Origin of the sequence: Arthrobacter sp. CAU 1506 (assembly GCF_005047635.1) — a bacterium.
In the GTDB taxonomy this organism is placed as follows: domain Bacteria; phylum Actinomycetota; class Actinomycetes; order Actinomycetales; family Micrococcaceae; genus Crystallibacter.
Genome location: NZ_SUKC01000018.1, coordinates 63,556 through 77,628, shown reverse-complemented (window position 1 = coordinate 77,628; position 14,073 = coordinate 63,556). Strand labels below are relative to the sequence as shown.

Genomic DNA, 14,073 nt, shown 5'->3' with positions numbered 1-14,073 from the left:
GGACAGATTCCTCAGATTCTCGCTGTTCGGCACAGCCTCAAGTGTCGCGGCCACGTCCGGCTCCTCCCCGCCAGGCCACTGCCCGGCGTGTCGAGCCGAATACACCGTTATTTACACAGTCCCGGGGCCAAAGCAGCGGGGGCGCAGGCTAAGGGCGTGAATATGTCCGACGATGTAATTCCGTACGCATGTGCCTTGGTATATGAACGCAGACCCGACCTGCAGCACAGTGTCATGCGTCTCTGGAGACAGATGAGTGGGGACGCTCATGCGCTGGCGTGGGCAAAGATGCTGCGTGCGCAATTTAAACAGCCAAAGAGGGGTCACGTGCTGGCTGAGGGCACCTTGGGCGGTTCTTTGGAAGACGTTGTTGAACCCTTTGAGGCCTCCTACCGCATCTTAAAGCGCGGCTGGTCCCTCTTCGACCAACGATGCGAGAGCTAAAGGCCGGCGAACCTCGCCATGCTCTCTTACGTGTCCTGCAGCCGAATAAACTTCTACGGTGAGCGACAAGAAGCAACCAAGCACGAGACGTAACAACCCATGGTTCTATGTCGCGGAAACCTTGTTGGTCGGCCTCGCTATTGCCGCTGGCGGCCTGTTTCTTGAGTATTTTGTATTCAATCCAGGAGACGTGTCGTCTCAACAGGAGCGCAATGCCCGATTGTGGGACCTTGCCCCTTGGGCCGGCGGGTTAGTTGTGCTGATAGTGCTAATCACATCTGCCATCCGTGAAGACGGCAAGGCTTGGTGGCGTCGCCGCTGGCACGGGCTCATTGGCTTGCGCCCTCGCTTTCCGTATACGACGGCCAAGCAGCGCTTGGCTGGGGCTCGCAAAATTGCCGAAGACCGACGCGACTTGAAGCGCCAAAAGTACGAAGAGGGATTTGCTGCGCGAAGCGCCGAAGTGGCCGCAGAGCGCGCAGAGGTGAAACCGCCATCTTGGAGTTTTCGCCGGATTGATGAGACGGATCGGGGAGAATTTATCCTCTACAACAAGGGGTGGATGGTGGGTAACGTCTTTCTGGACGCCCCGGAGGATCAGTTCATCTTTGATGGCGATCCTCCTGTGTTCAAAGGCGAATTTGGGAGCGATCAGGATGGGGTTACATCAGGAAAACGCTTCTATGGCCGACCCACACAGAAGGGCTCGGCCGAGGGCGTCACCTTCACGGTTGAGTGGAGTGACAGAAACCTAGACAGACGTAAGAGAATAGTCCTTGTTGAGCCGAAGGACCTCGCAGCCCCGGACGAGCACAAGGCACACCTCTGATCGTAGACAGCAGAAGGGTCGGCACCTGTGTGCCGACCCTTCATGGGTTTCCCTCTGCAAAGGAAATCTGTGTTTCAGCGTAGCTGAGTTGTTGGTGGTGCTGCCACGGGTTCGGATCGTCGTTGTTCCTGGTCCCGCGGCGGATTGGTTGTGGGTGTTGTGTCGCGTGAGCGGCGGTCCGCCGCTGGTGAGTGGCTGCTTTGTCTTGGCCTGGCGGCGGACCGCCCCACTTTTGAAGGTTCCTGGACCGCTTGTGGTGGTTAGTGCCTTGCCGGGCGGTGTTTCGTGCCGCCCGGCAAGGGGCTGTTTTAGGCGGCTTCGGGGGTCTTTTCTTTGCCGCTGTCGATGATGATCTGTTCGGTCTCTGATGGGGTGTAGCCCCAGGTCACTAGCTGGTTGAGGTAGTCGCGGTGGCTTTGGTGCGGTGAGCGCCATGAGTCTCTGGCGATGGTCTTTTCGTATCCTGCGCAGATCAGTGCGATCAGGGAGAACTCGGGCCGGGCGGTGGTGTTGGCGACGTGGTCGTGGAGGGGGTTCCAGCCCCAGCGTCCGTTCTTGTCGTCGGTTTTGGCTCCGATCATGTCTGCGGCGACTTCGCCTTGGTAGCCGCTGGCGGTCTCGGGGTGGTGGGTGATGGCGTGAACGGTGAAGTATTGCCAGCCCTTGGGTGCTTGCTTCCGTGCCAGCAGGTTCCTCACGAACTCCCGGCGGACGAAACCAGCGGATTCCATGGCCTTGTTATTGGCGATCAGGGTCTTCCGCTCTGCTTTCTGTTCCTCGGTCATCGGGCCGGACTGCGCCTGGCGGCCGCCGTCGTAGCGTTCGTGGCGCGGGGTGAAGCCGAGTTCCTTCCAGCCATTGATGACTGGTTTGGCGGAGTGGTTGCCTTGCCAGTCGCGCTGGATGATGTAGGCGTTGGCGTCGTCCTCGGTGGCAGGTTCACCGTCGGCCCGGTTCGCGGCCGAGACGTACAGGGCGTCTTCGTCGGCGTAGTGGCCCGCGTCCTCCACGATGGCCTTGCCCTGGCCTTCGAGTTCGGCGATCAGCGCGGCGCGGGCGGCGGCGATGTCCCGCTTGTCCCGCAGGCGCTGGGTGACGTGCAGGAGCATGTCGGGTTCGTCGGCGAGGACTGATTCAAGTTCCTCGGTCGCGTCGGGGTCGTCTTCAAATTCGGCCAGAATCAGGGCTTCTTCGATGGTGCATCCCCGGCCCAGGGCGGCGTCCCCGGCGGTGGTGGACTTGGCTTTCAGCGCATCCTCGACGGTGTTCTTGGTCCGCCCGGTTTTCTTGGCGATCTGCGCCGCTGAAACCCCGATCAGGGAGAGCTGGTGGTAGGCCTCGGCCTCGTCGGCCTCGGCCAACGCGGAGCGTTGGATGTTTTCGACCACCTGGGTGAGGATGCGTTCTGCTTCCTGGGGGCTTTCGGTGACCATGACCGGGATCTCGGGCCGTTCGGCTTCGACGGCGGCGCGGGTGCGGCGCTGTCCCATCAGGACGTGCACGGTGCCGTCGTCCTTGCGGTGTGCGATCACGGGTTCGAGTACGCCGTGTTCTTTGATGCTGGCCACGAAGGCGGGGGTGAGCGCGGCGTCCTTGCGGACGTTGATGTCGATGGTCAGGGTCTTGGGGTCGAGCATTTCCAGCGTGGGTGTGGTGTTCATGGTGTTGCTCCTTTTGCAGAGGAATGGTGGGTGGGGCGACCAGTGGTGACCGGCCAGCTTCCCCTCTCCCCCGTTGTTTTTGGCTGCTGGCGGAGCTTGCGCAGCTGTGCCCGACGGAGGCCCGTCTACCCGCAAGGGCAAAGGGTGGGAAATTCCTGGAGGAAATAAGCGAGGCACGAGCGCCGGAATGAAATTCACGCCCCTGCAGGCCCCGACGAAGGAGGGGCTAGACGGGGTGGAGCGGGCACGTACGATCCGAAGGACAGCAGCCAAAAAACGTCGTAGACACACCAGGTTCAGGGACGGTGGAGCTCTGCGGAGCCGGCACTGGACCCAACAGCCGGCCGCGACAGCGGACGACCGAATCAGTGCGAGCCCTGCGAGCACCCTCTTTGTCCAGCAGCCTGTTGGACTTTTCCCGTGCCGGCCAGGGCCCTGGGGCGGGTCCGGGGCGGCAAGGTGATGAGCGTCGGACTTTTCGGGATTGGCGGGCCGCCGCCGGGGACCACGGCGGCAGCTGCACCGTGCGGCGGCCCGCCCGAACTTTCGCCGGGACGGGATGGTGGCCGGAGCTGAGCGGTCCGGCCACCAGGGGTGCTGGTTAGGCGGCGTGGACGGTGTAGGGCATCCGGTACCGGCTGGGCAGTTCCGCGGCGGCTTCGGGCAGGTCTGCCGGTCCGTGGGCCTGCCCGTTCTTCCAGTGGAAGAATGCCTGCTCGGTGATCGCGTCCCACTGCCGGGCTTTGGTCCGGTAGTAGGTGGTTTCCACGTCGCCCTCGCAGTAGGTGGCGACGCCGAACAGGTTGCCAATGGAATCGGCGGTGCGGATGGCAGCGACCATGACGTAGGGCCACTGGCCAAGGTCCCAGCCCTCGCTCCCCCAGCTGGGAATCACGGCCCAGCCGTGTTCGGCGATGCGGTCCATCCACTCGTACCCGCCGTCGGCGTGGTAGTCGCGCAGAACCGGGGCGTCGGTGATGACCTCGCCGGTGTCGGCGGTGGTTACCGTCTCGGTGGTGATGGCGTTCATGGTGTTGCTCCTTTTGCAGAGGAATGTGGTGGGTGGGGCGGCCAATGGTGACCGGCCAGCTTCCCCTCTCCCCCCGTTGTTTTTTGGTTGCTGGCAAGCTTGCTTGCTCGGCGGCCGACGGAGGCCCGTCTACCCGCCAGGGCAAGGCCGGGAAAATCCTCGGAGGAAATAAGCGAGGAACGAGCGCCGGAGAGGAATTTCCGGGGCGCAGGCCCCGACGAAGGAGGGGCTAGACGGGGTGGAGCGGACGCCTAGAATCCGTAGGACAGCAACCAGAAAACGTCGTAGACACAACAGGGCCAGGGGTGGCAGAGCTCTGCGGAGCCGGCACTGGACCCAACAGCCGGCCGCGCCAGTGGACGCCCGCCAGGGTGTAGCGCAGCGAAACCCCCAGCGCGCCCCGCGCGCTGCTTCTGCGTAGGGTATGCGCATGGATGATCCTGCCCTGCATGATGGTGGGCGCCCGGGCCGCGCGAGACGCGCTCCTGGGTGGGATTCTCTGCGGGTTTACCGGGGCCTGGCCGTGGTGTTCACGGTCGCTGCCGGCGGGGCGCTGGCGTTGGTGATCCTGGATCTCTTCATCGGCCGGCCGATCGCCGGCGACCTCTTCATCCTCACACTGAACAGCCTCGCGGCGGCCTTTTTCTGGCGGCATGCCCAGGCAAGATCCCGGGCATGAAGAAGGCCGGCACCTTGCGGTGCCGGCCTTCTCGTTTTCCCTTGGGCAAAGGAAATCTGTGGGGCAGCGTCTCGCTGCCAGGTCGTTAGAAGTTGTGGTGCTCCTGGGCCCATTCGGTATCAACCGGGCCGGTGGTTTCGCCGGCGGTGAGCAGGCTGAGCTCGATGACGTCCTCTGCGATGCTGGGATCTGCGGGTCGTTCGTCGTCGGTACGGGTGTTCTCGGTGCTCATGCTCGCGGTCCCATGGTCGATGCAGTGTTCGTTTCTCCACTGTATCGGGGGTTTCTGCCCGTTGGTTGGGTTTGGTAGCTGCGCCCGCGCGAGCGTATGGCGGCCGGAGGAGCGCCAGCGGGGGAGGCCGCCCCGCCACCGAAAAAAGCCGGCCCGGGTCCTGTGAGCCCCGGGCCGGCCTGTTCCTGCTTAGATCATGCGGCGCTTGTATGCGGTTTCGACGTTCCGTGCGACCTCGGCAATTGAGCCGCGGTTGATGAGTTCCTGTATGAGGACCGCGAGCCGGAAGCCGGGCACGTCGTTGGCGGCGTGCTTGAGGTAGCGGGTGGCGCCGGTGGCGTTGCCTTTGAGCCATTCCAGCCAGCCCATCAGGGTCAGCATGGGTGCGCGCTGGCCGGTGGGGACTGCTTTCATCAGTTCGAAGGCCATGGCTTCGGCGCGGTCGATGCGGTCCCAGTCGGGGCGGCCGGTGAACTTGCCGAGCATCACGTCAGCGAAGCTGCCGTTGTGGGTGGTGATGGTCTCCCGGAACATGAAGTCCCGGATGAACTTGTTCTGGAACGCGGCCGCGAGGTCCCGGGCGCTTTGCCCGTCCGGGGTCGCCGTTCCGTCCAGCAGCACCGCCCACGCCGCGCAGGCCGCCTCGGTCTGGGCTTCCGTGCCCTCGGGCGCTTCGACGCGCAGCGCCCAGGTTCCCAGCAACGCCGGGTTGTAGACGTCGACGTCGGTGGCGCTGCCCATGTAGGTCAGGGCGGCGTTGGCTTGGCTGTCGGTGATCTCATCCAGCGGGTTGTGTTCGTCGGTGCCGAATTCGGCCCAGTGGGTGGAGGTGACAAGCCAGACGTTCCGCACGGGCATCCGGGCCGCTGCGAGTTCGTTGACCAGGGCCGCGACGTGCGCGGCGTAGGGGTAGCCCTCCGGGTCTTCGTCGGTGTAGACGATGACGTAGGACGCGGTAGCTTCCTCGTCGTTGGCCGCGTGGCTGGTCAAGGTCTGCGCGTAGGGCACCGGTTCGGCGTGCTCCGGGGCGTCCACCCGCAGGGTCGCGCCCAGGGCGCCCGCCCGGGCGGTGAGGACGACGAACGACTCTGTGGGCTTGCTGCCCAGCAGGTGCGGGACGGTGGCGAGCAGGTCGGCGGGTCCGGTGAGGTTCAGTTTCTCGTTCATGGTGTTGCTCCTTTTTGCCCAAGGATTTCGGTGGGTGGGGCGGCCATGGTGACCGGCCAGCGTCCCCTCTCCCCCCCCCGTTGTTTTTTGGCTGCTGGCGGAGCTTGCGGAGCTGTGCCCGACGGAGGCCTGTCTACCCGCAGGGCAAGGGGCGGGAAATTCCCGGTGGTAATAAGCGACGAAGGAGCGCCGCAGGGACATTTCCTGCACTGCAGGCCCCGACGAAGGAGGGGCTAGACGGGGTGGAGCGGGCACGTACGATCCGAAGGACAGCAGCCAAAAAACGTCGAAGACGTGGGAAAGGGCCAGGGATCCCGGAGCTCTGCGACGGAAGCCCTGGACCCAACAGCCGGCCGCGCCAGCGGACGACCGAATAGGGCGTAGCGCAGCGAAGACCCAGGGCTTTTAGGGGCTCGGGTTATGCCCATTGGCGGGCAGGTGGAGCCCTCCGCACAGCTCAAAGCTGTCCCCACTGGGTATGACCCGGGTCCTCGAAGCGGTTATCTACGGCATTCTTTCTTCCGCGGGGTGGGTCACCGCTGCCGGATCCAGCTCCGGTCGGACCCGGAGGAAGCGCAAGGTATGCCTAAAGGAGGTACCGGTCATCGCCGTATCGGCGGATACTTCGACGACCAGCGGTTCCACCAGGGTCAGTTCGGTTTCGCCGGCGTCGGCGTTGAACCGATCCATGATCGTTGACTTCACCCGCTGCGGCCACGGATGATCCGGGCCGGCTGCCTGCAGCTGGGATCCCAGCAGTTTCGAGGCCGCCGTATTCAGCGGGGCGGAGCGTCCGACGATGCGCAGTTCCCCGTCGATCGGCAGCCCGGCGACGATGGCCTCGGGCCGGGTGCGCAGACCAATGACTGCCGCGCAGATTACTTCAATGCTGTCGCGGTGCTTGATCTTTTGCCACTGACGCTGGCCGCCCTCGTAGCGCTGGTCGGCGCCCTTGATGACGAGGCCTTCCAGGCCCAGGGCGGGCAGTTCCTCGAACCATGTCGCGGCTGTTTCCGGGTCACTGGTTCCGGGGCACAGTTCGAGGCCGCCGGCCCAGTCTTTCGCGAGCTCTTCGAGCAGCCGCCGTCGGACCCGGAACACCTCGCCCCGGAGGTCGTGTCCTGCGATAGCGAGCAGGTCGAAGGCGACGAAGTGGGCCGGCACCTTCCGCACCAACGTGGGGAGAGCCTTCGCCGAGGTGACGAGCCGCTGTTGCAACGCAGTGAAGTCCAGCCGGTCCTCGGACCAGATCACGACTTCGCCATCAAGCAGGCAGCCGGGAGGCAGCAGCTCGGCTGCCGCGTTGATCAGGTCCGGGAAATACCGGGAAAGGTCCTTGCCCTGCCGGGACCAGAGGGACGTCTCATCACCGTCGCGGCCGATGACCGCACGATACCCATCCCATTTCGGTTCGCACCAGGCTCCCCCGGGCAACGCACCGGGACCCTGCAGCTTTTCCACCGCTCGGGCCAACGCCACCTTCACCGGCAGACTCAGACCCACCGGCAGCCCGGCATCCATGCAGCCCACGATACAAGGAACGCCTTGAACTCACCGGGCGGGGCCAGACGCTGGAATTGGTTCGGGCGCTTCGCTTAATTCGAATATGTGTTCTATTTTTAAGGGATGGATCGGGAGGTTCTGGCGAAGCTGGCGGCCCGCTACGGCAGGCGGGCCGAGCCGGTGTCGCTGACCCGGGAGGAACTGGATTTCGAGCACTGCAAGGTGACCTGTGTGGTGCCCGGGGTGCCGGTGTGGGCGTGGATCCGGTTCCCGGGTTCGGCCGAGCTGGTCGCCGGTGAGGCGTTCGGCTGGACGTCCCGGCGGTGCAGGTCATCTGGACGGACGCAGGGGTCCGCCGGGTGACCTGGGTCTGGGCGTCCGCGGTGCGGCGGCGGAACGATCAGGTACGGAACACGGCTTTGGGAGAGAGGACGGCGCAGGCCAATGACAGCGGTACAGGAACACACAGGCCAGAGAGCGCTCAATGAGCCGGTCGAACTCCGCTTCACACCCCAGGGGGTGCCGTTGGCGGTGCGCTGGCGGGGCCGGCTATGGCCGGTAGCGGCCGAGCCGCTGCACTGGTTCAGCCGGTGGAACTGGTGGGAATCAAACCTGCCTGCCGGACGCGGGCAGGGCAACATTGTCGACGTCGAATTCTGGCGCCTGCAGGTGCGCGCCACCTCGACGTCGCCGTTACGGACCGTGGAGGTGCGCAAACACCCGGGCTGGGAAGGCTGGCATCTGGTCCGCCTCTCCGACGAAGCCTAAGACTCCAAGACCCGCACAGAGCAGCCCTCCGCTTGTTTTCCCGGCCAAAAGGCACCCGATACCAAGCCTGCGGTTTCCAGGCCGGAAACTCGGTCTTGTCTATGGGATGCACGCTAGATTCCTGAGCGCATTTCCCATTCGGGCAGCTGGCTCAGACAGCGTGTGGGCGTGTACGTCGACTGCGGCGAGATGATCCGCTTTTGGACAAGCTGCTGTGGGCACACGGTCACGGGAAGCGGCCAGGAGCGGGCCGCTTCCCGCAGGTCCGAATTGGCTGTGTGGACTTCCTTCCTAGCAGTCGATCTGCAGCAGTTTGCCAGCTCTCCGGTGCATCGACATTGGTGTCCCCGGATGCGAATGTCTGGAACTGCCTGTGTCTGTGTGATTCTTCACTTGAGACGGGATGAGGAAACTCTGAGCTTTTACGGTTCACTGTTGCGGCCTTAGACTTGCAGGGCTTCGAACGCGGTCCGGAGCCTGCTGCCCTGTCCCTCAGGTTTAGCCGGGTGTGCGAATAGTGCGGGCACTGAGTCTTACAGGCCCCTTTGAGCGGGAATGTCGGCGCAGAACTGGGCGTTGTACGCCGTTCTTCCAACTACCGAGAAAAGAGATCCAACGCAGTGGCAACCGATTATGACGAGGTGCGTGCCGACGTCAAGGAGTCCCAGGACAAGTCCCTGGAGGCGTTGCAGTCCGCAAATGCGCCGGACGCACGTAGCGTGACCTTGGAACTGGATGAGACCGACGGCCTGGACGGAGCCGGCATTCCCGGCGGCGAGTTCATCGCCGAGGAACTCAGCGTTCAGGTCATTCCGCAGGCCGACGACGAATTCACCTGCTACTCGTGCTTTCTTGTCAGGCATCGCTCCCAGATCGCCCGCCGGCAGGGCGACCATGCTTACTGCAGAGACTGCGAAGCCTAATCTTTTAGACGCGCAGGCCGTCCTGGCCCTCGAGAGCCGTTTCGCTGCCGGAGCCGCGCCCGGCCGGGCCCGGAAACGCGGCCCGCACCGTATCAAGGCGAGAACGCCGGGAACGGAACGTCGGCGAACTTCAGCAGCGGCACTCAGGGTGTGATCCGGGGTGTGATCTGAACGGTTTGTGAGCTGGGATGGGCTTGTCATTCCGTTGCATGTGGGGAATGATCGAAACATGAGCCAGACTGCGTCACCCGGAATACGCGCGTACCGCGATTCGGTCAACCTCGAGACCGCCCCGCTGGTCGCGGAGCTGCGCGAAATCCTCGGGGCAAAGCTCGTCGCCTATCTGGGCGGGGTCCAGGAGACCCGTGCCGTCCGCCAGTGGTCCGAGGGCAGCCGGAACATGCCGGCCGAGACCGAGGCCCGCCTGCGGTTGGCCTATCACGTGGCCGGAATTGTCGCGGAAAGCAACGGACACCGCGTCGTGCAGACTTGGTTCCAGGGCATGAACCCGCAACTTGAGGACCGCTCCCCCGCCCGGCTGATCCGGGAGATGCACCCGCACCAGATCGGCCCCGAGGTGCTCTCGGCCGCCCGCGCCTTCGCCCGTCTCGGATGAAGTTCGCTGAACTCGACCGACGCGTATGGCGCGTCGGATTCCCGCCGCAGCCCTGGGAGTGGTCGGACTGGCGGTGGGCCGGAGCAGACGGCCGGTTCAACGGCCGGTGGGATCCGCTGGACCACGGGCTGTACCGCACGGTCTACGCAGGGGAAAGCCTCCTCGCCTGCCTCGTGGAACTCCTGGCCCCGCACCGTCCGGACCTGTACCTGCTCCAGGACATGGAGGACATCGTCGAGGACGAAGACGACAGGCAGGACCACCCCACCGTCTCCCCGGGCGAACTGGACCTGGACCAGTGGCTGGCGCACCGCGTCGCCGCGTCGGCCCACCTCACCGGACGCTTCATCGATATCACCGCCGCCGAAACAGTCCTCTCGCTCCACCCCCGGTTCAAGGCCCGGGCACTGGCCTACAACCTCAAGGACTTCGACGCCGCTGCGCTAAAAAGCGCAGAGCAACGCCTTCTGACCCAAGAGGTGTCCCAATATCTCTGGACCCTCAAGTACCCGGACGGTGCGGACTTCTGCGACGGCGTCCAATTTCGCTCCCGCCACGGCGACGACCTACTGCTCTGGGCGATCTACGAACGCGATACGGACGGCGAAATCAGCTCCCTCATCACCGGCATACAAGTCACTGACCTCGACATGGGCAGCCCCGAACTCCGCAAAGCCATGGCACTGCTCGGTCTGACAGGCCTCGGCGAACGCCGCTAACAGCGCCGACAACGGAGCACCCGTCCCGGTGTCACCAAGGTCAAGCCCCCAAGGCCCTGCCCGGACGGAACCTCAACCGGAGTGAAGGGACGTCGGCAGCGAAAGAACCCTCAAGAGTGTCAATGGTGAGTTCGGGACCCAGATGGGCTAGTGCCGTAGGTTAGAGATTGCAATCGTTTTAGCGGCGAGGATGGGGAGCCTGCCGGGTGGAACGATGGCAAGGAACGTCTAGAGGCGTTGTTCCCTTTCCGATAACTAGAAGGTAATAAATTTGGCTCAGAAAGTCGTAGTGCGACTAATCGATGACCTGGATGGCTCTGATGCGGATACCACGGTCAACTTTTCTTTGGACGGGGTCGCGTATGAGATCGACCTCGCCGACGGAAATGCCCGCCAGCTTCGCGACAGCCTGAAGAAGTACATTGGCGGTGCCCGGAAAGCCGGAAAACCCGGCAGGACCCGCCGGCCGCAAGTTACTAGTGGCGGACCCGCACCCAAGGATGTACGCGACTGGGCTGCCGCGAACGGTGTTGCCGTAAACGCCCGCGGGCGGCTCAGTTCCGACGTCGTAGAGAAATATCTGGCGGCTCACTGAAATTGCACTATTAACAGCCCCGGCAGGTATTCGCCGGGGCTGTTCTCATGCTCCGGAAAGATATGCCATTCGAGCACTCAAGCCAGTGCAGTCCGCGAACGGGGGCAATTAAGGCCCCGCTTAGCCGTGCCCGCCGTCATACTGCCACCGCAGATCAGTCCCCCGCGATCAGAAGCTTCATACTGACTTTCTATGCGACGCAACCGGTTACGGCTGCCCCCCGGGCCCTGAGGGGGAACTTCTCTGTCCGGCAGGGCGGCCAGGTAGCCGGCCACGCCGTCGATGTGGCTGACCACCGGGGCGGGCAGGACGGGCACAGAATCCCCGCGGACGCGTCCCAGCCCTTCCGTGCGGCCAGCCGCAAGGCGACCAACGGCGGCAGCGGAAGGGCATCTGGGCTTAGGACGGGCAAACACCGTCGGGCCCTCCATCGCAGTAGGTTTGGCGATGTGGAGGGCGCTGATGGCCATGGTTTCCTTCCCGACTGAGTGGCTTATGCCGGGAAGGCATTTCGGGCTGAATCTCCGCTTCGCTCCCCTGCAGAATCAGATGTAGATCCGGCAGTGGTGCCCGAGACCACGGCAACGGCCGTTTTTAACCCAACCCTTAACACACGCTGTGACAAAGGCCATGGCCCGATGCGTAACTCGCACGCGGCGGATTCGTTGCGCTCCGGTCAGCCTCCCACGGGACGGCCGCGCGGCACGTCATCCGGGTCGGAATCGTAGGGCTCGCCGTTGTTGTACTGGGCCTCCAGCCGGGCGCATTCCTTCTCCACCGCGGCGCAGATAAACTCCGACAGGGTCCGGTACCGGGTCATCGGCCGGGTCGAGTTGTAAGTGGAACGCATCCGGTCCCCCTGCTCCTTCGTCTGAAAGAAACTGGCCTTCTTCGGCGCTTCCTTCTTGGCCTGCCCGGGGACAGGCTCAGGCGACGGGGCGGACTCGGCCGGGGCAGCAGCGGGTGCGGGAGCATGCTGCTGTGCCGGGGCAGGGATCTGCTGTATCACCGGGACAGGCACCTGCTGAACGAACGGGACCGGCTGTACCGGCTGCTGTGGTGCTGGTTGCTGCACCGGTTGCTGAGCCGCCGGCTGCTGTCCGGCCTGCGGGGCGGGCTGGACCGCCTCCTGGAGGCTCGCGGCGGGCAGGTCTGGTTCCGGCTCGTGGGCCGGTGTCGAGGCGCCCATTTCTTCGATGACGCTGCGGCCCGAGGCCTTGCCCAGCCGGCCGCGGCGCTTGATCTTGTCCAGGGCCGGGTTGCCGCCCCGTCCTGACACAGGGTCAACACTCACGCTTCGCTCCCCTTCCAGATAGCGCGCGCCAACTGCTCCAGGTCGGCACGGAGAGTCTTGGCCTCAGAACCGAAGGACTTCAGCGGCCGGGCCGCCGCCTGAGCCTTGGCGAAGAGCTCGCGGTCCGGCAGCAGCGGATCCAGAACCAGGTCGCCGAAGTCGGTGCGGATTTTCTCGATCCACGCGTCCTGGTCTTTGCGGCCCTTGCGGACCTTGTTCACGACGACGCCGACGATGTCGATGTCCTCGTTGAGGTTTTCCTGCACCTCGGCGATCGTGGTGACAATCTCGGCCAGGCCCTCCACGGACGCGACCCGGGGTTCGCTGACGAGCAGCGCATGGGTGGCGGCGGTAAGGGCGTTGACAGTGAGCAGGCCCAGCGAGGGCGGGCAGTCGATGAGGACGACGTCGTAGTCCTCGGCCACGCCCTTCAGGGCGATCCGAAGGCGGTGCTCACGGGCCATCATCGAGTCGCGTTCTCGCGAGGCCAGGTTGCGTTCGGAGGCGATCAACCCGAGTTCGGAATGGTTGGGCGATTGCCATTCCTCCCCCACTTCCAGGACGGCATCCGCTGCCACCCCGGGGAAAATCTTCTGGTTGTTCGATTCGTCGCCGTACAGTACGTCGTTGAGAGTGAACTCAGGACCCGACAGGCCCAGGGCCGAAGTCGTGTTGTACTGCGGGTCGGCGTCGATGACTAGCACTTTCTTGCCCATCATCTGCGTGTAAACTTCGGCCAACCCGGTGACAAGGGTGGTCTTGCCTACCCCACCCTTCTGGTTACAGACCGCTATGATTCTCGCCGGCATGGGAATCATTACCTCTCTCCTGGTGCAACGTGCCGGAGGAGACCCACCTGTGGCAACGAGTCAACCGGCCGGCACCGATTGCTCACCACACTATCGGCGCTCCCCTGCCGTCCCCGGTAGCCACGCCCGTGCCTGTTACAGATTCTTAAATGGAACCTTTAGTACCCTTACCTCCGTTGCTGGCACTGGAGGTATCGGTACTTTTTGCGCAGTTAGTACTGTTACCACCGTTGGAGGGCTTATCTCCATTGGTCTCGTTGGTCCCCTATGCGCCGCTGCCGCAAAAGGTACCGTTTTGCGGCAGCGTGACCCTGGCGCAAAGTGCGCAAATGGTTCCTTTAGCACTTTTTGCGCATCTAGACTGGCCTCCGGCAGGACGGTGCCCGGTTCCAATGCCACTTATGGAACTATTTGCGCCTTAAGAACCATAACCACCATCGGGGGTGTTACCTCTTTGGGTTCGATCGGAGGCTTTCGAGGCGCGTTCCGCCCGCCGGGCCTTGATATTCCGGTGTTCCCCGGTTTCGGCCGTGAATGAGAATGCCGCAAATGGAACCTTTAGTACGTTTTGCGGCATTGGTTCCTGTGGGGTCACGGATCCGTATGACAGGAGCCGCCGGGTTCGGAACGCTTGTCCTGGGCGCAAAAAGTATAATCAGTACCGTTTGCGCACTTATATAAATCGGTTTCTATTCTTTCGTTCGAGCCCTGATGCGGGCGTGGTCGACTGTTGTCGCGTCAGAGCCACCGCCCTCCAGTTCCGAAAGAACTAAAGGTTCCATTGCTTCCGTTGGTACCGTTGGT

15 protein-coding genes are annotated in these 14,073 nt (G+C 63.9%); 8 read left to right on the top strand and 7 right to left on the bottom strand.

What is annotated here, in order from left to right:
* The first annotated feature begins 502 nt into the window (after positions 1-502).
* Positions 503-1,273 carry a hypothetical protein gene (locus E4J89_RS17080; RefSeq protein ID WP_136787420.1) on the top strand — a complete coding sequence of 257 codons (771 nt, stop codon included), beginning with the start codon at positions 503-505 and terminating at the stop codon, positions 1,271-1,273.
* A 308-nt stretch (positions 1,274-1,581) separates the two neighbouring features.
* On the opposite strand, the gene E4J89_RS17075 is transcribed toward E4J89_RS17080, so the two are convergent.
* Both E4J89_RS17075 and E4J89_RS17070 read right to left on the bottom strand, forming a co-directional pair.
* Positions 1,582-2,934 (bottom strand): ParB/RepB/Spo0J family partition protein, encoded by a 1,353-nt coding sequence (locus E4J89_RS17075; protein ID WP_136787419.1) that lies wholly within the window; start codon positions 2,932-2,934, stop codon positions 1,582-1,584.
* A 601-nt stretch (positions 2,935-3,535) separates the two neighbouring features.
* On the bottom strand, positions 3,536-3,964 hold the full coding sequence (locus E4J89_RS17070; RefSeq protein ID WP_136787418.1) for a hypothetical protein: 429 nt from the start codon (positions 3,962-3,964) through the stop codon (positions 3,536-3,538).
* A 430-nt stretch (positions 3,965-4,394) separates the two neighbouring features.
* Between E4J89_RS17070 and E4J89_RS17065 the strand changes: the two genes are divergently transcribed.
* Positions 4,395-4,643 (top strand): hypothetical protein, encoded by a 249-nt coding sequence (locus E4J89_RS17065; RefSeq protein ID WP_136787417.1) that lies wholly within the window; start codon positions 4,395-4,397, stop codon positions 4,641-4,643.
* A gap of 85 nt (positions 4,644-4,728) precedes the next feature.
* Here the strand turns inward: E4J89_RS17065 and E4J89_RS19470 are convergent, their stop codons facing one another.
* The 3 genes from E4J89_RS19470 to E4J89_RS17055 all read right to left on the bottom strand — a co-directional run bounded on the left by E4J89_RS19470 (position 4,729) and on the right by E4J89_RS17055 (position 7,563).
* Positions 4,729-4,875: a hypothetical protein gene (locus E4J89_RS19470; RefSeq protein ID WP_169304042.1), complete on the bottom strand. Its 147-nt coding sequence runs from the start codon at positions 4,873-4,875 to the stop codon at positions 4,729-4,731.
* 189 nt (positions 4,876-5,064) lie between these two features.
* Entirely contained in the window at positions 5,065-6,042 is a 978-nt protein-coding gene (locus E4J89_RS17060) for a DUF4192 family protein (RefSeq protein ID WP_136787416.1), read from the bottom strand.
* A gap of 504 nt (positions 6,043-6,546) precedes the next feature.
* A complete protein-coding gene (locus E4J89_RS17055) occupies positions 6,547-7,563 on the bottom strand; it encodes an ATP-dependent DNA ligase (protein WP_136787415.1) in 1,017 nt (338 codons plus the stop codon).
* Positions 7,564-7,668: 105 nt separating this feature from the next.
* On the opposite strand from E4J89_RS17055, the gene E4J89_RS17050 reads away from it, so the two are divergent.
* From E4J89_RS17050 to E4J89_RS17025, 6 genes are all read left to right on the top strand, one after another.
* On the top strand, positions 7,669-7,908 hold the full coding sequence (locus E4J89_RS17050) for a hypothetical protein (protein ID WP_346763394.1): 240 nt from the start codon (positions 7,669-7,671) through the stop codon (positions 7,906-7,908).
* 81 nt (positions 7,909-7,989) lie between these two features.
* Positions 7,990-8,313, top strand: coding sequence for a hypothetical protein (locus E4J89_RS17045; protein WP_136787414.1), 324 nt, complete (start codon positions 7,990-7,992; stop codon positions 8,311-8,313).
* 620 nt (positions 8,314-8,933) lie between these two features.
* Complete coding sequence (locus E4J89_RS17040) at positions 8,934-9,236, top strand: DUF4193 domain-containing protein (RefSeq protein WP_136787413.1); 303 nt, start codon at positions 8,934-8,936, stop codon at positions 9,234-9,236.
* A gap of 229 nt (positions 9,237-9,465) precedes the next feature.
* The gene (locus E4J89_RS17035; RefSeq protein ID WP_136787412.1) at positions 9,466-9,852 is read left to right on the top strand and encodes a hypothetical protein; all 387 of its coding nucleotides are present in this window, start codon (positions 9,466-9,468) and stop codon (positions 9,850-9,852) included.
* On the top strand, positions 9,849-10,571 hold the full coding sequence (locus E4J89_RS17030; protein WP_136787411.1) for an RES domain-containing protein: 723 nt from the start codon (positions 9,849-9,851) through the stop codon (positions 10,569-10,571). The genes E4J89_RS17035 and E4J89_RS17030 overlap by 4 nt, the downstream gene beginning before the upstream one ends.
* Positions 10,572-10,842: 271 nt before the next feature.
* Positions 10,843-11,166, top strand: coding sequence for an Lsr2 family protein (locus E4J89_RS17025; RefSeq protein ID WP_136787410.1), 324 nt, complete (start codon positions 10,843-10,845; stop codon positions 11,164-11,166).
* 676 nt (positions 11,167-11,842) lie between these two features.
* On the opposite strand, the gene E4J89_RS19465 is transcribed toward E4J89_RS17025, so the two are convergent.
* Entirely contained in the window at positions 11,843-12,460 is a 618-nt protein-coding gene (locus E4J89_RS19465) for a hypothetical protein (protein ID WP_240691956.1), read from the bottom strand.
* Positions 12,457-13,278, bottom strand: coding sequence for a ParA family protein (locus E4J89_RS17015; RefSeq protein WP_240691955.1), 822 nt, complete (start codon positions 13,276-13,278; stop codon positions 12,457-12,459). Before E4J89_RS17015 ends, E4J89_RS19465 begins: the two co-directional genes overlap by 4 nt.
* Between the last annotated feature and the right edge of the window lie 795 nt (positions 13,279-14,073).